24 protein-coding genes and 1 other RNA gene are annotated in these 20,204 nt (G+C 67.1%); 7 read left to right on the top strand and 18 right to left on the bottom strand.

The annotated features are described in order from the left end of the window. Window positions 1-798: a CAP domain-containing protein gene (locus tag ACW176_RS12115; protein WP_492109309.1), complete on the bottom strand. Its 798-nt coding sequence runs from the start codon at window positions 796-798 to the stop codon at window positions 1-3. A 53-nt stretch (window positions 799-851) separates the two neighbouring features. Between ACW176_RS12115 and ACW176_RS12120 the strand changes: the two genes are divergently transcribed. Continuing rightward, complete coding sequence (locus ACW176_RS12120; RefSeq protein WP_492109310.1) at window positions 852-1,415, top strand: nucleoside 2-deoxyribosyltransferase; 564 nt, start codon at window positions 852-854, stop codon at window positions 1,413-1,415. A 124-nt stretch (window positions 1,416-1,539) separates the two neighbouring features. Here ACW176_RS12120 and ACW176_RS12125 read toward each other — a convergent pair whose 3' ends face one another. Next, window positions 1,540-2,199: a tRNA1(Val) (adenine(37)-N6)-methyltransferase gene (locus ACW176_RS12125; protein ID WP_492111923.1), complete on the bottom strand. Its 660-nt coding sequence runs from the start codon at window positions 2,197-2,199 to the stop codon at window positions 1,540-1,542. Window positions 2,200-2,426: 227 nt separating this feature from the next. On the opposite strand from ACW176_RS12125, the gene ACW176_RS12130 reads away from it, so the two are divergent. Both ACW176_RS12130 and ACW176_RS12135 read left to right on the top strand, forming a co-directional pair. Continuing rightward, window positions 2,427-3,437: a polyprenyl synthetase family protein gene (locus ACW176_RS12130; RefSeq protein ID WP_492109311.1), complete on the top strand. Its 1,011-nt coding sequence runs from the start codon at window positions 2,427-2,429 to the stop codon at window positions 3,435-3,437. Further along, entirely contained in the window at window positions 3,437-4,027 is a 591-nt protein-coding gene (locus ACW176_RS12135) for a hypothetical protein (RefSeq protein WP_492109312.1), read from the top strand. The genes ACW176_RS12130 and ACW176_RS12135 overlap by 1 nt, the downstream gene beginning before the upstream one ends. Here the strand turns inward: ACW176_RS12135 and ACW176_RS12140 are convergent. Beyond that, on the bottom strand, window positions 4,020-4,868 hold the full coding sequence (locus tag ACW176_RS12140) for an FkbM family methyltransferase (RefSeq protein ID WP_492109313.1): 849 nt from the start codon (window positions 4,866-4,868) through the stop codon (window positions 4,020-4,022). The two genes, ACW176_RS12135 and ACW176_RS12140, sit on opposite strands and share 8 nt — an antisense overlap. Window positions 4,869-5,065: 197 nt before the next feature. Here ACW176_RS12140 and ACW176_RS12145 point away from each other — a divergent pair, with 197 nt between their 5' ends. Further along, a complete protein-coding gene (locus ACW176_RS12145) occupies window positions 5,066-5,470 on the top strand; it encodes a YccF domain-containing protein (protein ID WP_419317646.1) in 405 nt (134 codons plus the stop codon). 3 nt (window positions 5,471-5,473) lie between these two features. Here the strand turns inward: ACW176_RS12145 and ACW176_RS12150 are convergent, their stop codons facing one another. The 5 genes from ACW176_RS12150 to fumC all read right to left on the bottom strand — a co-directional run bounded on the left by ACW176_RS12150 (window position 5,474) and on the right by fumC (window position 9,174). After that, window positions 5,474-5,782: a CcdB family protein gene (locus ACW176_RS12150; RefSeq protein WP_492109314.1), complete on the bottom strand. Its 309-nt coding sequence runs from the start codon at window positions 5,780-5,782 to the stop codon at window positions 5,474-5,476. Between the two features lies 1 nt (window position 5,783). Next, on the bottom strand, window positions 5,784-6,026 hold the full coding sequence (locus tag ACW176_RS12155; protein ID WP_492109315.1) for a type II toxin-antitoxin system CcdA family antitoxin: 243 nt from the start codon (window positions 6,024-6,026) through the stop codon (window positions 5,784-5,786). Between the two features lie 14 nt (window positions 6,027-6,040). Continuing rightward, complete coding sequence (locus ACW176_RS12160) at window positions 6,041-6,811, bottom strand: AAA family ATPase (protein ID WP_492109316.1); 771 nt, start codon at window positions 6,809-6,811, stop codon at window positions 6,041-6,043. A gap of 106 nt (window positions 6,812-6,917) precedes the next feature. Next, window positions 6,918-7,778 (bottom strand): sulfotransferase family protein, encoded by an 861-nt coding sequence (locus ACW176_RS12165; protein ID WP_492109317.1) that lies wholly within the window; start codon window positions 7,776-7,778, stop codon window positions 6,918-6,920. A gap of 4 nt (window positions 7,779-7,782) precedes the next feature. Further along, window positions 7,783-9,174: a class II fumarate hydratase gene (gene fumC, locus ACW176_RS12170; RefSeq protein ID WP_492109318.1), complete on the bottom strand. Its 1,392-nt coding sequence runs from the start codon at window positions 9,172-9,174 to the stop codon at window positions 7,783-7,785. Between the two features lie 84 nt (window positions 9,175-9,258). Between fumC and ACW176_RS12175 the strand changes: the two genes are divergently transcribed. Next, complete coding sequence (locus ACW176_RS12175; RefSeq protein ID WP_492109319.1) at window positions 9,259-9,645, top strand: RusA family crossover junction endodeoxyribonuclease; 387 nt, start codon at window positions 9,259-9,261, stop codon at window positions 9,643-9,645. On the opposite strand, the gene ACW176_RS12180 is transcribed toward ACW176_RS12175, so the two are convergent. From ACW176_RS12180 to miaA, 10 genes are all read right to left on the bottom strand, one after another. Continuing rightward, the gene (locus ACW176_RS12180) at window positions 9,613-9,999 is read right to left on the bottom strand and encodes a hypothetical protein (RefSeq protein WP_492109320.1); all 387 of its coding nucleotides are present in this window, start codon (window positions 9,997-9,999) and stop codon (window positions 9,613-9,615) included. The two genes, ACW176_RS12175 and ACW176_RS12180, sit on opposite strands and share 33 nt — an antisense overlap. A gap of 66 nt (window positions 10,000-10,065) precedes the next feature. Beyond that, window positions 10,066-12,189: a serine hydrolase domain-containing protein gene (locus ACW176_RS12185; RefSeq protein ID WP_492109321.1), complete on the bottom strand. Its 2,124-nt coding sequence runs from the start codon at window positions 12,187-12,189 to the stop codon at window positions 10,066-10,068. Between the two features lie 102 nt (window positions 12,190-12,291). Further along, window positions 12,292-13,062, bottom strand: a complete 771-nt coding sequence (locus ACW176_RS12190; protein WP_492057761.1) for a C13 family peptidase — start codon at window positions 13,060-13,062, stop codon at window positions 12,292-12,294. A 9-nt stretch (window positions 13,063-13,071) separates the two neighbouring features. After that, window positions 13,072-13,542 (bottom strand): PaaI family thioesterase, encoded by a 471-nt coding sequence (locus ACW176_RS12195; RefSeq protein ID WP_419317636.1) that lies wholly within the window; start codon window positions 13,540-13,542, stop codon window positions 13,072-13,074. A 3-nt stretch (window positions 13,543-13,545) separates the two neighbouring features. Beyond that, on the bottom strand, window positions 13,546-14,028 hold the full coding sequence (locus tag ACW176_RS12200; RefSeq protein ID WP_419317635.1) for an SspB family protein: 483 nt from the start codon (window positions 14,026-14,028) through the stop codon (window positions 13,546-13,548). Between the two features lie 224 nt (window positions 14,029-14,252). Further along, window positions 14,253-14,618: a transfer-messenger RNA gene (gene ssrA, locus ACW176_RS12205) on the bottom strand. A gap of 4 nt (window positions 14,619-14,622) precedes the next feature. Then, complete coding sequence (ilvN, locus tag ACW176_RS12210) at window positions 14,623-15,177, bottom strand: acetolactate synthase small subunit (RefSeq protein ID WP_419317633.1); 555 nt, start codon at window positions 15,175-15,177, stop codon at window positions 14,623-14,625. Between the two features lie 44 nt (window positions 15,178-15,221). Beyond that, entirely contained in the window at window positions 15,222-17,027 is a 1,806-nt protein-coding gene (locus ACW176_RS12215) for an acetolactate synthase 3 large subunit (RefSeq protein ID WP_492109322.1), read from the bottom strand. A gap of 243 nt (window positions 17,028-17,270) precedes the next feature. Further along, a complete protein-coding gene (locus ACW176_RS12220) occupies window positions 17,271-17,756 on the bottom strand; it encodes a CinA family protein (RefSeq protein WP_419317631.1) in 486 nt (161 codons plus the stop codon). A gap of 31 nt (window positions 17,757-17,787) precedes the next feature. Beyond that, on the bottom strand, window positions 17,788-18,672 hold the full coding sequence (gene miaA, locus ACW176_RS12225; protein WP_492111924.1) for a tRNA (adenosine(37)-N6)-dimethylallyltransferase MiaA: 885 nt from the start codon (window positions 18,670-18,672) through the stop codon (window positions 17,788-17,790). Here miaA and serB point away from each other — a divergent pair. Together serB and ACW176_RS12235 are read left to right on the top strand one after the other, a co-directional pair. Next, window positions 18,653-19,531 carry a phosphoserine phosphatase SerB gene (gene serB, locus ACW176_RS12230; RefSeq protein ID WP_492109323.1) on the top strand — a complete coding sequence of 293 codons (879 nt, stop codon included), beginning with the start codon at window positions 18,653-18,655 and terminating at the stop codon, window positions 19,529-19,531. The two genes, miaA and serB, sit on opposite strands and share 20 nt — an antisense overlap. Beyond that, window positions 19,528-20,193: an HAD family hydrolase gene (locus ACW176_RS12235; RefSeq protein ID WP_492109324.1), complete on the top strand. Its 666-nt coding sequence runs from the start codon at window positions 19,528-19,530 to the stop codon at window positions 20,191-20,193. The genes serB and ACW176_RS12235 overlap by 4 nt, the downstream gene beginning before the upstream one ends. Window positions 20,194-20,204: the final 11 nt, after the last annotated feature.

The raw sequence follows: 20,204 nt of genomic DNA on the forward strand, positions 1-20,204 counted from the left end.
TCAGCCCAGAAAGAACACCGGCCCCCAGGCCACCTGGTAGCGGTGCTCGCCCGAGGACAGGTGCGGGCGCAGCTGCCAGGCCCCGGGCGGCAGGACCGATGGCGGACGCCCCTCGATAGAGGTCGTGGTCAGGACATCGCCGCCGGGCTCTGAAACCGAGAACTGGCTAATGGCCGGGGTGGCGCCCGATAGAGCGGCGGCGATCTCGTCGGATGAGCGGACGCGCAGCGGCGCCGGGCGCGCCAGCCTGGCGCTGACCTCGGCATAGGCGCCCACCGCGATCACGCGCGGCCCCTGGCGCAGGACGCCATAGCCCACATGGGTGAAGCCGCTCGCCACCAGATTGGCCCGGTGGCCGGGGCTGGTCCGCCACTGGTTCATGATCTGGTCAGGCTGGACGGGGCCGGCGGCGTTGCGGCGCATGGCGATGTTCTCGCCCGGCGCGCCGATCAGGTCGCGGGCCAGCAGGCCGACCCGCCCTGCGGCGCTGAAGTCGTCGGAGGTGACGTGGTCGAAGACACCGCTGACCGCCATGTCGGCGGCGTGGGCGCGTGCGGCCAGGATCAGACCCCGGTCGGGCCGAAGTCCGGCCACGCCCTGGCGCTCGCGGATGAGATTGTTGAGGTCCAGCAGGGTGTCCTCGAACCCGTCGTCGAAGTCGCCGCCCGCCGCGTCGGACAGGCCCTGGCGCAGCCTGCGGTCATAGGCCTGCCAGCGCGCGATCGGCGCCGCGTGGGCCCGGCCGGCCGCGAGGACGAGGGGCGCGGTCAGCAGGGTTCTTCGAAGGATTTGCGGCATCGCGCCCCTTAACAGTGATTGACAGGAACCCCCGGGACCAAGCTCTAAGATCCATGCGTCCCGTGCGTTCCATATGGCTGGCCGGCCCCGATGTCTGGCTCCCCGATTCCGCGGCCCAGGCGGCCCGCCAGCGGGCCCATTGCATCGACGCTGGCTTTACGGGCCTGACTCCCGATCCCGCGCCCCAGAGCGCGGAGAACGGCTCCGAGCTTGAAGCGCGCGAACTCTACGCCGCCCGCATGGCGCGATTGCGTCAGGCCGACGCCGGGGTGGTGAATCTGACCCCCTGGCGCGGACCCTCTGCCGATCCTGGCGCCGCGTTCGAGACAGGGGTGCTGGCGGGGCTGGGTCGGCCGATCTTCGCCTATCTGAACGTGCCCGACGAATCCCAGGCCGAATATGTCGACCGGGTCGAATCGTTCGTCGGCGCCCAGCGCGACGAGGCCGGCGTCTGGCGCGACGGCGACGGCTGCGGGGTCGAGGACTATGGCCTGCCCGAGACGGTGATGCTGTGGGCCGAGGCGCGGCGCCTGTTCGTGATCGTCACCAGCGATCCGCTGCATGATCTGACCGGGCTGGAGCTGTGTCTCGAGGCGCTGAGGCTCTACGCGGAGTAGGGCGGGCTACTGGCCCCCTCCTGACCGCTTCGCGGTCGTCCTCCCCCGTAGGGGGAAGACGAAGCCGCGCCGATCTCATCTTCCCCCTCCGGGGGAGGAGCGCCGCAGGCGCGGAGGGGGCAAGTCACCACCCCAGATCCGCTTCCCCGCGCAGAATCGCCTCCGCCGCCGCCGAGTGCTGTCCACCATCCCGCTCGTGCAGCACCAGCGCCGGCAAAAGCACCAGCGGCGCCTTGCCGGTCTTGATCGCCCGCACGATCACCCGCTTGGCCGGAGCGTCGGCGAAGGGCTGGATCGGGCGGATCCTGAACGAGCCCGCCTTGGGCGCCAGCAGGGCCAGGATGTCGGCCAGACGGTCGGCGCGGTGGATGATGGTAATGCTGCCGCCCTCGCGCACGGCCTTGAGCAGGAAGCCCGTCCAGGCCGCCAGCCCGCCGTCGGCCATCCAGGCTCCTGACTTGGCCGGGGAAGGGGCCCGCAGCGCGCCAGGATCATCGAAAAACGGCGGATTGCTGATCACCGCGTCGAAGACGGGCAGGTCCAGGGCGCGAAAGCCGGCTTCGATGTCGCCGGTGCTGATCTCGACCCGATCGGCCAGATCGTTGAGCGCCACATTGCCTCGCGCCAGGCCGGCGGCGTCCGGATCGCGCTCCACGCCATGGAATCGGGCGCCCGGCCGGCGAGTCGCAGCCGCCAGCAGCGCCCCGCCGACGCCGCAGCCGGCCTCAAGCACGCGGTCGCTGGAAAGGGCGTCGCAGGCGGCCGCCAGCAGCGCCGCATCCATGCCCGCCCGGTATCCGCCGACCTTCTGGCGGAGGCGAACACGGCCGTTCAGCACGCTATCTTCGGTCAGCTGAGTGTCGTCCAACGCATCAAGCCTTGTGCTTGCCTTGACCCTGACCTATCCCGCCACCATTGTCCCTCGCAACGGCTGATCCTGCTGGGGACGGATGTGAGCCCGATCGCCCCTCGACAACGGTCAAAGGGGTGTCGGTCAAGGAGAGTATAGTCTTGGACGCAGTTGCAGCGACCCTCGCCCGAGAGCCGGGATCGGTGGATCGACTGGTGCGTCTGGCGTCCGCCGACATGGGCGGGGTCGACCGCCTGATCACCGAACGCATGCAGAGCGACGTGCCCCTGATCCCGGCGCTGGCCGAGCACCTGATCGCCGCCGGCGGCAAGCGCCTGCGTCCGCTGCTGACCGTGGCCGCTGCGCGTCTGGCCGGCTCGGACAACGACGCCTGCCTGAAGCTGGCCGCTTCGGTCGAGTTCATCCATACCGCCACCCTGCTGCATGACGACGTGGTGGACGGCAGCCACCTGCGGCGCGGCAAGGTCGCGGCCCACCTGATCTGGGGCGCAGCCCAAAGCGTGCTGGTGGGCGACTTTCTGTTTGCTCGCGCCTTTGAACTGATGGTCGAGACCAACTCGATGAAGGCGCTGGAGATCCTGGCCCGCGCCAGCCGGGTGATCGCCGAGGGCGAAGTGCTGCAATTGATGCGCAGCCACGACCTCAATCTCTCGCAGACAATCTATCTCGACATCATCGCCGCCAAGACCGCCGAATTGTTTGCCGCCGCTTCCGAGGCCGGCGCGGTGTCGGCCGGGGTCGACAAGACCCGTTCCGACGCCCTGCGCGCCTATGGCCTGAACCTCGGCCTGGCGTTCCAGCTCGCCGACGACGCCCTCGACTATGGCGGCGCGACCGAAACCCTGGGCAAGAACGCCGGCGACGACTTCCGCGAAGGCAAGGCCACCTTGCCGCTGCTGCTGGCCATAGCCCGCTCGGGCCCGCGCGAAGCTGAGTTCTGGGAGCGGGCCATCGGCCGTCGCGAGCAGACCGAAGCCGACTTCCGCCGCGCCCGCGAACTGATCATCGGCTCCGGCGCCCTGGACGCGACCCTGGACCTGGCCGCCGACTATGCCGACAAGGCCAAGTTGGCCCTGGCGATGTTCCCGGCCAATGAGTGGCGCACGGCGCTGGAAAGCCTCGCCGACTTCGCGGTCAGCCGGAGAGCCTGATGGCCCGGCGGAAGCCTCTCCATCTCGGACTGCCCCGCGCCGCCCCGGGCGAGCGCCTGCCGCGTCTGGACACCATCATCGCCACCTCGGCCGCAAATCCGAGCGGCGACCCCAATGTGCGGGCCCAGGAGGCCGGCGAGGCGGCCGGCAAGGTGATCGGCGGCGGGGTAGGCGTGCTGGTCGGCTTCGTCCTGATCGTGCTGATGCTGGGACCGGTGCTATGGGCGCCCGGCTGGGCCGCCCTGCGGGCCGCGCGTCTGGTTCCCGGGCCCTGGTTGCCCTGGCTGGCAGGCCTGGCGGCCGGTCTGGTCGTGGCCCTGATCCAGACCTGGCTGCTGGTCCAGCGCAGTCCGATCCTGCGCTATCCGATCGTGGCCCTGTTCGCCGCCGCCTGGGTTGGCGGGCTCTGGTTGGAACTGACCTCGCCCCGCCATGACTGGGTGACGACCGCCCCGACCCTGCACATGCCCGGTCCGTGGACCTGGGCGCTGCTGGGCCTGGGCACGGTGATCTATGCGGGCATCTATCTGCTGGCCCTGGGCCAGATCACCAAGGGCCGCTGGGTCCGCGGGTGGCAGCTGATCAAATAGCCGTCAGGCAGAGGTCCAGGTGCGTGCCCCTGTCGTCCTCGACATGCCGGGTCCAGGCCGCGTCGACCTTGGCGATGACCTGGGCGGCGTCACCACCGGCCACCCGTTCGCGCTTCTTCTTGCGGTGCAGGATCTCGACGCCATAGCCGAGGTCCAGGAAGAAGGTCAGCAGGGCCGCGCCATCGGCGCCCGAGATCTCGCTCTGGAAGCGCGGTGAGTATTCCAGGAAGGTGATGGGCTTCTGCTCGGCCATCAGGGCCCTGGCGCCCATGAAGGCGCGATACTCCATCCCTTCGATGTCGATCTTCAGCACATCGACCTTGCCGAAGTCGGCGCGCAGCAGGTCCAGCGGCACGACGGGGGCGATGTCGAAGGCGTCCAGGTTTTCGGGAATGCCGTCGATGGGCGGCTCCATCTGGAAGTTGTTGTGCACCGTCTGGCGACGCAGATATTCGGTCCCAAGGCGGTCGGAGACGCCCACCAGCAGCAGCTGCATGTTGGTGACGCCGCTGGCCTTGGCGCTTTCCAGCAGCACGCGGCCGTTGCCGGCGCTCATCTCCACCGCGATGACCTTGCCCGTGGTCCCCACCGCCTTGGCCGCGGGAAGCGCGAAGGCGCCCCAGCTGGCCCCGACGTCCAGCACCGTCATGCCGGGCTTGAGGATCTTGAGGAAGTAGTCGAGCACCCAGGGCTCGTAGTCCTTGCCGTCGTCCAGCTGGCGGGTGATCACCCAGTGCTCCGGCATCCAGAACGTACAGCCGCGGAACTTCACTTCCATCAGGGTCGGGGCCACGCCGGCCGGCAGTTCGATCGGTCGACGCTTCTTGCGGAACAGGCCCATGATCGTCCTCGTCGGCGGCGCGGGTCTGCCCCGGCGCCCTGTGCTTGCAGGTACCTATCCGATTTTGACCCCTTGGCCACAGTCCCCTCGTTTGGGGCAGGGGGTGAATTCGCCGTAACGCGCGCGCCTTGTTCTCGACAAGTCTCGCGATACGCCCCACCTCTAGGGTCTGGGTTTATGGGCTGGGAGCCGTCTTCGTGATCCGACTGATCCTCAACATCCTCTGGTTCGTCCTCGGCGGCTGGCTTTCCGGCCTGCTGTGGCTGCTGGGCGGCGCCCTGCTGGCCATCACCATCGTCGGCCTGCCCTATACCGGCGCGGCCTGGCGCATCGCCGGTTTCGCCTTCTGGCCGTTCGGCAAGGAGATCGTCAGCCGCGAGATCGTCAGCGGCCGGGGCGACCTGGGCACCGGCCCTCTGGGCTTCGTGCTGAATGTGATCTGGTTCATCCTGGGCGGCTGGTACATTGCGCTCAGCCACCTGATGATCGCCGCCGCCGAGGCCGTGACCATTGTCGGCATCCCCTTCGCCATCAAGGACTTCCAGCTGGCGATCATCGCCCTGGCCCCGATCGGCCGCGAGGTGGTGGAGGTTCGGCGGTAGGCGTCAGAAGCCGGTGAACAGGCGGTCGAGGGCGCGGCGGATTTCGTCTTCGTGGGTCAGCAGATTGGTCGCCCTGCTTCGCAGCAAGCTTGCGGTCAGGCTGAAGAGCTCGCTGACAACCAGCATCAGCGGTTGCCCGTCTATTTCGACCCCGATCTCCAGACCGCTGACCTGGCGCTTGGCGTCGTTCACGGCGGGCGCGACCACGACCTCATCGAGCTCATGCAGATGATGCGAGGACAGCACCACCAGGAAGGGCGCCACCTTACGGCTCTCCGGCGAGGGATTCAGGTAGGCGTCGAACTGCCGCAACCTACCACCGTCTGAAGTGGTCTGAGATCAAGCCGCGCTGAGCAATGCGCTCATTGTGCTCTTTGATCGCTTCAGCATTCTCCGCCGCCCAGCGCCGGGCGCGGTCCTCGGCGCCAGTGGGATCGACCTTCTGCAGGTGCAGGCGAAGCTGGGTTTCGCTGAGGCCCGCCACGGAAATCCCCAATCGCCGGGCCTGGGCCAGCAGTTCCGGATCGATGCCGTCATCGCGTTCTGGGGCGTCCATGGGACGGGAGATTATCATTCCTCTTCATCCTCCGACAGCAGCACGTCCAGGAAGGTCTGGCGGCGGTTGAGGAAGCTGCGGGTCACCGTGACGTGGTCGAGGTCTTCGTACTCCACCCGCTCCAGGCCGCGTTCGGAGGTCTCGTAGATCCAGGCGTCGGGATAGCCGAGGATGATCGGCGAATGTGTGGCGATGATCAGCTGCGAACGCGCCAGCACCAACTGGTGCAGCTTGGCCAGGAACGACAGCTGCCGGCTGGGCGACAGGGCGGCTTCAGGCTCGTCGAGGATGTAGAGCCCGTCGCCACGAAAACGGTTCTCGAACAGGGCGAAGAAGGCCTCGCCGTGGGATTGCTCGTGAAGAGGCCGCTTGCCATAGGCGCTGGCGATGGAGGGGCCACCCAGGGTGGGGTCCCGGTCGAGGGCTTCGATCTGCGTCTGGACGTTGAAAAAGCTTTCGGCGCGCAGGAAGTAGCCGTCGTGCGGCCGGATGACCGAACGCACGGGGCGGATATGGCTGTGCAAGTCAGAGTGCGACGCGCGGCTGCTGAAATTGAAATTCCGCGATCCACCCTCTGCGTTGAAGCCCCAGGCCACCGCCAGGGCCTCGATCAGCGTCGATTTTCCCGAGCCGTTCTCGCCGACCAGGAAGGTGACGCGCGGGTGAAAAGCGATCCTGTCGAGACCCCGCAGCACCGGCAGGTTGAAGGGATAGACGCCGGCGTCCCAGCCCTCGCGGGGCTGGATCAGCGCTTCTATCCAGTAGGGGCGATCGAGTGCGGCCATCCGTGCGTTCCTGATATGTTCTACTCAAGATCGCATGGTTGGCCAGTATTGCAACCCCGGCTATCGGCCGTGGGCCCCGGTCTGCGAGGCAGAGACCTGCAGGACGCTACTTCTTTGCGGCGGCCTCGGCCGTCTCATAGCCATAGCGTTGCATGAGCGGCAGGCAGTGCCTGTCCACCAACTGGGTCAGGGCCGGCTCAAGCTGGTTCTTCCAGTCACCGGCAATGCCTTTGCGAAAGAAGGAACTGGTGTCTTCCGCTCCACGGCTACGGCCGCCGCTCAGCTTCTCGAACGAGGCCGCCTCGACAGCGGTCGAGACCGCCTCGTGATCGGTGCGAACGTCTAGGTGGGCGAACAGCCTTGTAGCCTCCTCAATAGGGTGCTCGAGCAGGTCCTCGTACTTCACCTCGATGATGCGACCGGGGTGTTTCTGCCGGAATTCCGCGACACGCTGCTGCGCCACCGCCCAGTCCTTAGCGGCCTGCTCAACCAGGGGCGCACGCGCGGCGGACTCTGCTTGCAGAGCATCTTGGTGGCCGGCGCGGGAAGCGTGGAACAGCTTGCTTACCGCGACATCATAGGGATGGCGGACGATATTGATGAACTTCGCGTTCGGGAAAAGGCTGTCCAGGCCGAACAGGAAGAAGTTGTGGCGCGGGGTCTTGTCGCCGATGGCCAGCACGCCCTCGTAAGCACGCTGGCTCATCAGTGACACGATGATGTCGCGCACGGCGGGGCCGATGCTCGCCATGCTCAGGGGCTCATAGTAGCTGCGGTGCCCATAGACCCGTTCAGCAACCAGCACCTGATGCTTGTTGTACTCTTCGCGCATCTCGACGATGGGCTTGGCGATGCGCTCCATGAAAGCGCCTTCGCCAGAGCAAACCACCTCGGGGTGACCGTCCAGGGTCTTCTGAAGCCAGGTGGTGCCTGACTTCGGGCTGCCCGTGACGAAAAAATACTGCATCGAATCACCCCGGCGAGATCATGTTCTCCGGCCGAACATACTGATCAAATTCTTCGTTGGTCAGATAGCCGCCGCCGACCGCCTCCTCGCGCAGGGTGGTGCCGTTCTTGTGCGCGGTCTTGGCGATCTTGGCGCAGGCGTCGTAGCCCAGCTTGCCGTTCAGGGCGGTGACCAGCATCAGCGAGTTCTCGACGCCCTTCCTGATGTTGTCGACGCGCGGCTCGATGCCGACGACGCAGTTGTCGGTGAAGCTGATCGCCGCATCGGCGACCAGGCGCACCGACTGCAGGAAATTGTAGGCCATCACCGGGTTGAAGACGTTCAGCTCGAAATGGCCCTGGCTGCCGGCGAAGGTCAGGGTCGAGTGGTTGCCGAACACCTGGGCGCAGACCTGGGTCAGGGCTTCGGACTGGGTCGGGTTGACCTTGCCCGGCATGATCGACGAGCCCGGCTCGTTCTCCGGCAGGGCCAGTTCGCCCAGGCCCGCGCGCGGGCCCGAGCCCAGGAAGCGGATGTCGTTGGCGATCTTGAACAGCGACGCGGCGACGGTGTTGATGGCGCCGTGGGTGAAGACCATGGCGTCGTGGGCGGCCAGGGCCTCGAACTTGTTGGGGGCGGTGGTGAAGGCCAGGCCCGTCACGCCGGCGATCTTCTCGGCCACCAGTTCGGCAAAGCCGACGGGGGCGTTGAGCCCAGTGCCGACGGCGGTGCCGCCCTGGGCCAGTTGCATCAGCATCGGCAGGGTCATCTCGATACGGGCGATGCCGTTCTCGATCTGCTGGGCGTAGCCGCCGAACTCCTGGCCAAGCGTCAGGGGCGTGGCGTCCTGGGTGTGGGTGCGGCCGATCTTGATGATGTCCTTCCACTCGGCGGCCTTGGCGGCCAGGGCCTTGTGGAGGTGCTTCAGTGCCGGGATCAGGTCGTGGACCACCTGCTCGGCGCAGGCGATGTGCATGGCCGTCGGGAAGGTGTCGTTCGACGACTGGCTCATATTGACGTGGTCGTTGGGGTGGACGGGCTTCTTGCTGCCCATCTCGCCGCCCAGCATCTCGATGGCGCGGTTGGAGATCACCTCGTTGGCGTTCATGTTCGACTGGGTGCCCGAGCCGGTCTGCCAGACCACCAGCGGGAAGTGATCGTTCAGTTTGCCGTCGATCACTTCATTGGCGGCGGCCACGATGGTCTCGGCGATCTTCGGATCCAGCTTGCCCAGGGCCAGATTGGCCTCTGCGGCGGCGCGCTTGACGATCCCGAGCGCCCGCACGATCGGCAGGGGCTGCTTTTCCCAGCCGATCTTGAAGTTGCCGAGGCTGCGCTGGGCTTGGGCGCCCCAGTAGCGGTCAGCAGCGACTTCGATGGGGCCGAAGGTGTCGGTCTCGATGCGGGTGGCGGTCATGGAGCGGATCCCTCGCGTTCTGTTGGCGCGGGTTTAGCCAATGGCGAGGGAGACTGCAAAGCCGGAAGGCCTTATGAGGCGCTGATGAACGACGGTTGGACCCAACACGGCAAGGTGCGCGCCCGCGAGGCGGATGGCGAACTGACCCTTGAGGTCGACGGCCTCACCACCCAGGGCAAGTACTACAAGCCGCTGATCTACGAGTTTTTCCGCAAGGTCTGGCGCGGCGCGCGGCCGGCCTGGGGCGAGTTCGAGGTCGACATCTTCATGGAATATGTCGGCGAGCCGCCGTGGATGGATCTGGACAACCTGGCCAAGGCCCTGCTGGACTCGATCAAGGGCTACGCCTTTCACGACGACGCCCAGGTCGGCCGGCTGCTGGTCGAGCGCCGGCCGGGGGATCGCGAACGGATCATCATCCTGGTGCGCAAGCGCGCGTCAGGCCTTTTGCGGCGCACGCTCGAAGGCTGAAGCGGCCAGGGCCGTGAACAGCACCATCAGAAAGGCGCCATAGCGGCCCAGGCTGACCGGGTCGGCGCCAGGCATCAGCGCCTCGAACTGGCCGATCACCACGGCGCTGGCCATCAGGCCCGGCGCGGCGAAGGTCAGCATCGGCAGCATGCGCTTGCCGCGCTTGATGTGACGCAGGCGCGCTGCGGCATGGAACACGAAGGTCACGAAGGCCGCCGCCGCGAAGGCGTTGATCGCGTAGAACCAGAAGGCGCTCTCCAAAACGTCGCCCCCGAATGCGGCGTAGAACGCCGTCGCCGCCAGCCAGGCCCCCAGGCCCGCGCCGCCAAACACCAAACCGTCCTGCTTTGACACGTCTTCCCCTCCCAAGGCTGTGCTGTGGGAGAACGGTGCAATTTCAACGCCGGTTCAGACCCGGAATCAGCCCTTCACGGGCAGCAGGAAGTTCCAGAGCATCAGCAGTACGCCGAGCACCGCATAGAGCAGGGCTGTGTAGGTGAAGGCCAGTTTGCGCAGGGTGGTCCAGCTATCGACCCGGCGTCCGCCGCGCCAGACCACGGGGGCCATGACCAGGGTGACGACGGTCAGGACACTGGCGACCAGCGTACACGCTGAGGCGGTCACCAGCCAGCCGCTGGGCCAGCCATAGAACACCCAGGCGATGTCGCCCGAATTGGCGGCGAACACCCCCACGCAACTCAGGGCGATCAGCCACAGGGTTGCCTGGGTGGTCTGGAGCAGGTTGGCCCGGGTCTGGGTCGGGGTCTGGCGAGTCTCGCGACGGTCGCGCATGAACACGCCCGCCAGGGTGGCGATGGCGGCGAACGCCGAGAGCGCGACGATCCAGATCAGCAAACCCGCGCCCATGGGAAAGGTGATCCGCTCGAAGGCCGAGAAGCCGGGAGACGGGTAGAACCGGCTCCCGCGCCCACCGACGGTTTCGAAGACGAGGGTCTTGGCGCTGTCGCTGGCCTGGAACACGCCAGGCTTTTCTGTGGCGTTCCACAGCGTTGAGCGGCCGTCGCTGAGCACGGCGAGCTGTCCGTCGGGGGTGACCCGCACTTCGGCCCGCTGAGTGATGCGGCCGATGAAGCCTTCAAGGCCGCCATAGGCCCGGCGCGTGCCCAGATAGTCGCCTTCATAGATCCGGGCCGCGTCCGAGCTGAGGGGGCGCAGGGTCGGCACGGCGGGCGGCGGCGCGTAGAACCGCTCGATGATCGCGGTCGGCACGACCGACGGCAGGTCGGCGCCCGTATCCGTGTTCACGGCGATGAACACGCCCAGGCCAAGGTCGGGGACCACGACCATGTTGGAGAAGAACCACAGGGTCGCCCCGTTGTGACCATAGCCGCGCCGGCCGCCGGGCAAGGCGATATCCTGAAACCCAGCGTTCCAGCCGGCCGCTTCCGGAGCGGGCTGGTACATGAGTGTGCGGAAGGCCTGGGCGGTGCGCGGCGAATAGATGGTTTTGCCGTCGAGCGTTCCGTTGCCCAGCAGCAGCATCATATAGCGGCTCATGTCCGCTGCGGTTGACGAGCCGCCGCCGGCGGGGGCCACCTGGCCGGTCAATTCCGGCGGCTGCTCTCGCCAGCCCAGCTGGGTCCAGCGGAAGCCCGCCGAGCGCTCGGCGGCCAGGGCCGCGGTCATCGGCGCGGGCAGGTCGTCGCGCCACGGGCGGGCGTCACGGAAGGTGGTGTGGGTCATGCCGGCCGGGAAGATGATCTCTTCGGCCACCAGTTGCTCGAAGGGCTTGCCGGTGACATTGGCCACGGCGGCGCCGGCCAGGGCCACGCCATAGTTGGAATAGGCCGGAAGGGCGCCCGGCTCTCGCACGCGACGCGGACGTTCCTGGCGCAGATACTCGTTCAGGGGCCGCACGCGCTTCCAGTCCTGCTCGAACAGCTGCCCCAGGGCGCGATCCTCGAACCCGGGCGTGTGGGTCATCAGGTGGCGAAGCAGAACCGGGGCCTTGTCCTTGCCACGCACCTGCAGCGGTTCGGGCAGGTAGAGATTGACCGGGCCGTCCAGCCGCATGCGACCGGCCTCGATCTCGTTCATCAGGGCGATCCAGGTGAACGTCTTGGAGATCGAGGCGATGCGGAACAGGGTCTTGTCGGGATCGACGGCGCGGCGTTCCTTGAGGCTGGCGACGCCATAGCCCTTCTTCAGCACGACCTGGCCGTTCTGGACGACGGCGATGGTCACGCCGGCGATATGGTCCTCGATCATGCTGCGGCGGATCAGGCCGTCCACAAAGGCCTCAAGTTCGGCCGCCGGCAGGGGCGTCACGCCCGCGACGGGCAGGGCGATGCGCGCGGACGGTGCGATCACCGGCGCGGCTTCGGCCCGCCGGGGCGAAACGGGGCGCGGCCGGGCGCGGCGTTGCTGGCTGGCATAGGGCCTGGGGCCCTCGACGGCCACGGTCGCGGCGGGTTCGGATGGCGGCGCCGGTGCAACATCCTGGGCCTGGGCGAAACTCGCCGACGCCAGGAAACCGATCATGACCGCGATGAGAGCGGCTCTGGACGAAAAGCGCGACGTCAAGGCCGACCCCTCAGGCTGAATGACTTCAGCTGACTTCTAGGGCGCCTCGCACCGCGTTCAAAGGGCGGCGTGCTCTATTGGCGTCTATTGCTGGGGACGCTCTCACGGCGCCGCCGGTTTGGCCCTTGCGAACGCATAGAGCGGCAGGAACGGGCGCAGGGCCGGGCCGATCCAGACCTGGGGTTCGGAAGCGGGCTCGGCTCCGACCTCGACCTCCTTGCGCTCCACGCAGGTCTTCACCGCTGAACCCAGGGCGACGAAGTCGCGGGCCTGGCGCGCGGACGACAGGAAGCAGTCGTCGAAGAACGGATACTTGTCACTCTCGCCGCAACCGAACGAGGCGCGGTCGCGGCGGGCGGCGGTCAGGATCATGCGGTCGGGCTTCTTCAGCGCCGGAATGAACACGCCCGAGAAGCAGGCCGAGATCACCACGACGCTGGGGCGCTCGGGGCAGGCGTCCTCGATCATGGCCGCCAAAAGCTGCGGCGGCAGGATAACATCGCCCAGCAGGGCGCCGTCGGGGCTGCCGTGCGAGCTGATGTAGAACAGGCAGCCGGCCCTGGCGCTCTGAGCGCTCTGCTTGAGGCTGGCGTGGATCGAGCGCGCGTCCGAAGGGCCCGGTGCGATGGCGGGATAGCGGTGGGGGCGTGTCGAGAACTGTCGCACCGCAGCGGGATCAAAGCCGAGGTCGGTGAGCGTCAGGGCGACATCCCGCCGGGCATTGTCGAAGGCCTCGGTGGAGCCGCCGGAATGGGCGCGCCAGTCGCCGGCCACAACCACGGCCGACCAGCGGTAGAACGGGGCCTCGGCCCGGGCGAACGACGTCAGGCTGAGAAGGAGAACGCCGACAATAATGCCCGCCACGTTCCGCATCGCCCGCCCCTATTTCTTGAACCGGGCGAACGGCGTCGGGATGGCCGTGCCGGACGCCTTGGCCAGCAGCCGGCCTTCGCCGTCATAGAGCTCGCCCTCGGTGAAACAGACGGTCTTGCCCCACTTGACCACGCGCCCCACCCCGCGCAGCGCGCCGGGGAGGGCGGGACGCAGGAAGCTGGTCTTCATCTCCAGCGTCGGCACCACATGGGTCATGCCCGAACTGATCATGCCGGCCACCGACATGCACTCGTCCAGCATGGCGCAGACATAGCCGCCCTGGATCTGACCCATCGGGTTGCACAACAGGTCGGCGCGGGCTTCGAAGCCCACCTCGACCTCGCGGTCGGCCTGGCGCACGGCCAGCAGCTGGAAGCCCAGGGTGCGCGAGCCCGAGGGCGCGTTCTTGGACGCGCGGAAGCGTTCGAGGATCGCCTCGTCGGTCAGAACCTGGGGTTCGTCCGCCGCAACGTCGCTCACCCGCTACTTCTTCCGGAACTGGTCGAGGGAGATGATCTTGGGCGCATCATCGCCGCCGCCTTCGGTGGGGGCTTCCGGCTCCGGCTCGACGGTAGGTTCCGGCGGAACCACCTCGGGGGCCTCGAACTGCAGGGCGAACTGCACCGACGGATCGTAGAAGCGGGTCACGGCCGCATAGGGCACCGACAGGCGCTTGGGCTGACCGCCGAACTTCAGGGTGACCGAGAAGAAGGTCTCGCCCGGCGCCAGGTCCCAGTACTGGTGCTGCAGGATGATGGTCATCTCGTCAGGATACTTGCCCAGCAGGTCCTGCGGACCCGACACGCCGGCCGCCTGGGTCTTGAACGTGATGTATAGGTGGTGCGGTTCGGGCAGACCCCCGGGGGCAGCCGCCTTGCGCAGGGCCGCCTTCACGACGCCGCGCAGGGCGTCCTGGGCCATGGCCTCGTATTGCATAAGGTCTTCAGGCGGGTTGGTGGGGGCCATGCGGTCCGTCAAGAAACTGGGGAACTGATAAAGAGTCTCAGCCTAGCGCGTCACGCCCTCGCGGCAAAGGTGCGGGAACCCTCTCAGGGACCACAAATTTCAAGGATGGTTAAGTCGCGCGCTTCTGTCGCGCCTCCACGTCTGGAAAGTGGAGGGATTCTGTTGGCAGGCTCCCGCATTCCTTCTCGAAAGAGAGGAGGGAGCCTCGGCTACCACTTTTGGAAAGTGGAGGGATTCTGTTGGCAGGCTCCCTCCGGGCCCCGCCTAAGGATCTGAACCCCTAGGACTTAAGGCGCGAATTCACTAGAACCGCATTACGCGGCGATAGCGAACTCTTCAGCGAAGTTATCGTTCGCAGTTAGTTTAGCGGCCCGATACGGTGAGCCACGCCGAGAGAAAGCATTACACCTTTACACGTCTGTCGATGCTGATCGGCCCCATGCAGTCCCGTGATAACTCGGGAGAGATTGGTGGAGCCGCCGGGAATCGCACCCGGGTCCAGTCCGCTTATTACGTGCGCGTTTATCCCCATAGTCCGGCCGAGACCGGACAAACTCAATATAGGGGGTCGGGGGCGGCGAGGGAAGGGGCGGGCTACATTCCCTCAAAGCCGCGCTCGATCGACAGCACCCCGGTGCGGGAAAGCTCGACCAGGCCCAGCGGGCGCATCAGGTCCAGGAACTTGTCGATCTTGGACGGGGCGCCCGAAATCTCGAACACGAAGCTCTCCAGGGTGGTGTCCACCGGCTTGGCGCGGAAGATGTCGGCGATGCGCAGGGCCTCGACCCGGTCGGCGCCCGAGCCGCGCACCTTGACCAGGGCCAGCTCGCGCTCGACGCCATTGGGGTCGCGGGTCACGTCGTGGACGCGGCGGACATTGACCACCTTGTGAAGCTGGGCTTCGATCTGGTCCAGGGTGTGGCGCGTGCCGCGGGTGACCACGGTGATGCGGCTGGTGTGGGCCTTGTGATCGGTCTCGGCGACCGTCAGGCTTTCGATGTTGTAGCCGCGCGCGGCGAACAGCCCGACCACGCGGTGCAGCACGCCCGGTTCGTTGTCGACCAGCAGGGCGAAGGTCGCCGTCTGCTCGGCCTGGGCTGCAGTGGGCATGTCGTAAGCGGATCCGGAGGCGGCGGGAGCGTTGGGCATGGGATCGTTTCTAAGCAAAGAGGAACCGAAGGGCGAGGGGCGGCCTAAACCAGCCCCGCCCCAGCCTCGCCGATGACGTTGCCGATGTCCTCGACGTCGCCCATGATCATCTCGTTGTGGGCCTTGCCCGAGGGGATCATCGGCAGGCAGTTCTCGTGCTTCTCGACGCGGCAGTCGAAGACCACGACCTTGTCGCTGTTGATCATCTCCAGGATCTTTTCGTCCAGCTCGGCCGGGTCGCTGCAGCGGATGCCGACCGCGCCATAGGCCTCGGCCAGTTTCACGAAGTCGGGCAGGCTGTCGGAATAGGAGTGGCTGTAGCGCTCGCCGTGCAGCAGCTGCTGCCACTGGCGGACCATGCCCATCCACTCGTTGTTGATGATGAAGATCTTGACCGGCAGGTTGAACTGGATGGCCGTCGACAGTTCCTGGATGCACATCTGGATCGAGGCTTCGCCGGCGATGTCGATGACCAGGCTGCCGGGGTGAGCCATCTGCACGCCGACGGCGGCGGGCAGGCCATAGCCCATGGTGCCCAGGCCGCCGGAGGTCATCCAGCGATTGGGCTCCTCGAAGCGATAGAACTGCGCGGCCCACATCTGGTGCTGGCCGACCTCGGTGGTGATGTAGGTGTCGCGGCCCTTGGTCAGCTCGTAGAGGCGCTCGATGGCGTACTGCGGCTTGATGGTGGTTTCCGAGCCGCGATACTTCAGGCACTGGCGAGCGCGCCACGCATCGATCTGGGCCCACCAGTCGCCCAGCGCAGGCTTGTTGGGCTGGTGGCCAGCCGCCTTCCACGCCGCGATCAGGTCTTCCAGGATGCTGGCGGCGTCACCGATGATCGGCAGGTCGACGCGGACGTTCTTGTTGATCGACGAAGGGTCGATATCGATGTGGATCTTCTTGCTGCCCGGCGAGAAGGCGTCCAGTCGGCCCGTGACGCGGTCGTCGAAGCGGGCGCCGACGCAGATCATCACGTCGCAATCGTGCATGGCGTTGTTGGCTTCGAACGTGCCGTGCATGCCCAGCATCCCCAGCCAGGCCGGATCGGCGGCCGGGAAGGCGCCCAGGCCCATCAGGGTCGAGGTGACCGGCGCGCCGGTCAGGGCCTGAAACTCGCGCAGCAGCGCGCTGGCCCTGGGGCCGGCATTGATGACGCCGCCACCGGTATAGAAGATCGGCCGGCGGGCCTGGGCGATCAGTTTCGCGGCCTCGGCGATGCGGCCGGCCTCACCCTTGGTCTTGGGATTGTAGGCGTGGGTCGAGGCGACCTCGTTCGGGCCGTAATACTCACCCTTGGCGAACTGCACGTCCTTGGGGATGTCGATCAGCACCGGGCCAGGACGGCCGGTGGTGGCGATCTTGAAGGCCTCATGGATGATCTGCGGCAGGTCGCGGACGTCTTTGACCAGATAGTTGTGCTTGGTGCACGAGCGGGTCATGCCGACGGTGTCGGCTTCCTGGAAGGCGTCAGTGCCGATCAGGTGGGTGGGCACCTGGCCGGTGATGACGACCATCGGAATGGAGTCCATCAGGGCGTCCATGATGCCAGTGATGGCGTTGGTCGCGCCCGGGCCCGAGGTGACCAGGACCACGCCCGGCTTGCCCGAGCTGCGCGCATAGCCTTCGGCGGCATGGGTCGCGCCCTGTTCATGGCGAACCAGGATGTGCTGCAGGCGCGGCTCATGGAACAGCGCGTCATAGATCGGCAGCACGGCGCCGCCCGGATAGCCGAACAGCACCTCGACGCCCTGGTCCACGAGGCCGCGAACCACGATCTCGGCGCCGGTCATGGCGCGGTCGATGGTTTCGCTGGGAGCCTGGCTCTCGATGGTCTGGTGGGCGGTCATGGCGGTGGTCCGTAGGGGATGCGGGAAGGGGGAGGCTGAAAAGAAAAAAGGTCCCGAAGGACCTTTGCGCGCGCGACTGAACTACGACGTGACTTCAAGGTCACATCGCGGACAGCCGCTCCATAAGTACGATCATGGTTTTGCGCACGAGTCTTGCTCCAAAGCTACGGAAAGGGTGATGCCATGCGCGAAAGGGGGCGTCAAGGCGGGTTTGAAGGCATGGATGTGCCTTATTGTCCCAATTCACCCGTCCAGAGTGTCGAGCAGCAGCGTCAGCGCGGCGACCGCGAAGGCCTGCATGTTGGCGGGACGGTCGTTGACGCCGGTTTCCAGAGTGGCGCTGACCGACACCTCTTCGCCGACCACGGCCGTGCAGGTGTGGCCGGGAAGGTCGCCATAGCGGTTGCCGTCCGGCCCGGCTGCGCCGGTTTCCGACAGGCCCCAGGTCGCCTTCAGGTTCTTGCGCGCCACCCGGGCCAGCATCACGGCATAGGGTTCACTGGCGGAGCGAAGGCCGTCCATGGCCTTTTGCGGGATGTCCATCAGGGTCAGCCGGGCCCGGGCCGTATAGACGACCGCCCCGCCGACATAGAACTTCGAAGCGCCCGGCACAGCCAGCAGGGCCGCCGAGATCAGGCCGCCCGAAGAGGACTCGGCGATGGCGAGGGTCTCGCCGCGCGCGGTCAGGCGCTCTGCGACGCGTTCGGCGAGGGCGTTGAGGTCGGACATCATGGCTTCCTTGTGATCGGACGAAAGCGGGTCAAACCCGCTCCCAATCCGGCGTCTGGTTCCTGAACCAGGTCAGCTGGCGCTTGGCGTAGCGGCGGGTTTCCTGGCGGGCGGCGTCGAGGGCCTGGTCCAGGGTGGTCTCGCCGCGCAGGTGGGCCGCCAGTTCGCGGTAGCCCAGGGCCTTGAGGGCGGGCAGGGCGGGGCTGAGGCCGCGGGCTTCCATGGCCGCCACTTCCTCCAGGGCGCCGTTCTGCACCATCACGCCAAGGCGAGCGTCGCAGCGGGCATAGAGGTCGGCGCGCGGCGGATCCAGGACCAGACCCTTCCAGCTGCCCGGCGCCAGCGAGGGGCGGGTGTCGTTCTGCCAGGCGGTCAGGGACCGGCCTGTGGCGACGGCGACGGCGTGGGCGCGCAACAGGCGCTGTCGGTCGCCGATCTCGATGCGGGCGGCGGCCTCGGGATCGAGCTTGGCGAGGTCTTCGCGAAATTCATGTTCGCCCTGTGCGGCATAGAGCAGGCCGGAAATCTCGCGCTGGGTTTCCGACACCGCCGGCACGTCGGCCAAGCCATGGGTCAGGGCGCGGAAATAGAGGCCGGTGCCGCCGACCACGACGACCGGCTTGCCGCGATGGTCGATGTCGCGCAGGGCGACCATGGCCGCTTCCAGCCATTTGCCGACCGACCAGGTTTCAGCGGCGTCAACCGTGCCGAACAGGTGATGCGGGACAGCCGCCATCTCGTCGGGCGAGGGGCCGGCGGTCAGGACGCGCAGGTCGGCATAGATCTGCATGGAGTCGGCATTGACGATCTCGCCGCCGATTTCCTGGGCCACACGCAGGGCGTAGGCCGACTTGCCGCTTGCGGTCGGGCCGGCGATCAGCCAGATGCGAGGCGCAATGTCCAAGCTCTCCATGATCCCGACTGTCCTCACCGTGGTGGGCGCTGATCCCGCCGCTTACGCTCAAGCCGTGTCGCGCGTCGAGGCGGCGCTGTCCAGCCGTCCTGCGCCTCTGGGAGCCCTGGCCGCCGACTTCTTGCTTGATGGCGCCGCCGTCGCGCCGCTCGAGGCGCTGCTCGCCGACCTGCCGGTCGATTTCGCGATCCAGCCGGTCGAGAACCGCAGGAAGCGTCTGCTGATCGCCGACATGGACTCGACCATCATCAACGTCGAGTGCCTGGACGAGCTGGCCGACTTCGCCGGGGTGAAGGCCCAGGTCTCGGAGATCACCGAACGGGCCATGCGCGGCGAGCTGGCCTTCGAGGGCGCCCTGCGCGAGCGGGTCGGCATGCTGACCGGCCTGTCGGTCGACGCCCTGCAGTCCTGCTACGACGATCGCGTGCGTCTCAATCCCGGGGCCGAGACCCTGGTGCGGACCATGGCGGCCCACGGCGCGCGCTGCGCCCTGGTCTCGGGCGGCTTCACCTTCTTCACCACCCGCGTGGCGCAGGCGGCGGGCTTCCACCTTAACCGCGCCAACACCCTGATCGAAGAGGGCGGCAAGCTGACCGGCCAGGTGGGCGATCCGATCCTGGGCAAGGAGGCCAAGCTGGCCGCCCTGATCGAGGAGACCGCGCTTCTGGGTCTGACCCCGGGCGACGCGCTGGCTGTCGGCGACGGCGCCAATGACCTGGCAATGATCGAGGCCGCCGGCCTTGGGGTTGCCTATCGCGCCAAGCCGATCGTGGCGGCCCAGGCCCACGCCAAGGTCGATCATGCCGACCTCACCGCCTTGCTCTACTTCCAGGGCTACAAGACTTCAGAGTTCGCCGCATGAGCTTCCCGCGCCGCGTCGAGGCGGTGATCTTCGACATGGACGGGCTGCTGCTGGACACCGAGATCGTCTATCGCGCCGCCATGATCGAGGCCGGCTCGGTGTTCGGCGTCGTCTTCACCGGCGAGATCTATGCGTCGATGGTGGGCAAGACCAATCCCGAGAGCGCCATCCTGCTGCGCGAACTCTATGGCGAGGATTTTCCGATCCAGGCCTATTTTGAGCGCGTCTGGGCCGACGTCGAGGACCTGCTGGAAGCCGAAACCAAGCTCAAGGCCGGGGTGATCGAGATCCTCGACCATCTGGATGACCTGGGCCTGCCCTGCGCCATCGCCACCTCCAACGGCATGGTGTCGGTCGAGAAGTATCTGGGGCGCTTTGACCTGCTGAGCCGGTTCAACGCGGTGGTCGCCAATGCCGACGTCGTGCGCCACAAGCCGCATCCCGATCCCTATCTGGAAGCCGCCCGCCGCCTGGGCGTCGATCCCGCCCACTGCCTGGCGCTGGAGGATTCCCATCCCGGCGTCCGCGCCGCCCATGCGGCCGGCATGATGACGGTGATGGTGCCCGACATCCTCGATCCCAATGAAGAGATGCACGACAAGTGCGTCCACATCGCCGACAGCCTGCACGTGGTGCTGGACCTGCTGAAGGCCTCGGCCTGAGCGAGCGGGCG

This window comes from Caulobacter sp. FV1ye13L (assembly GCF_058681155.1).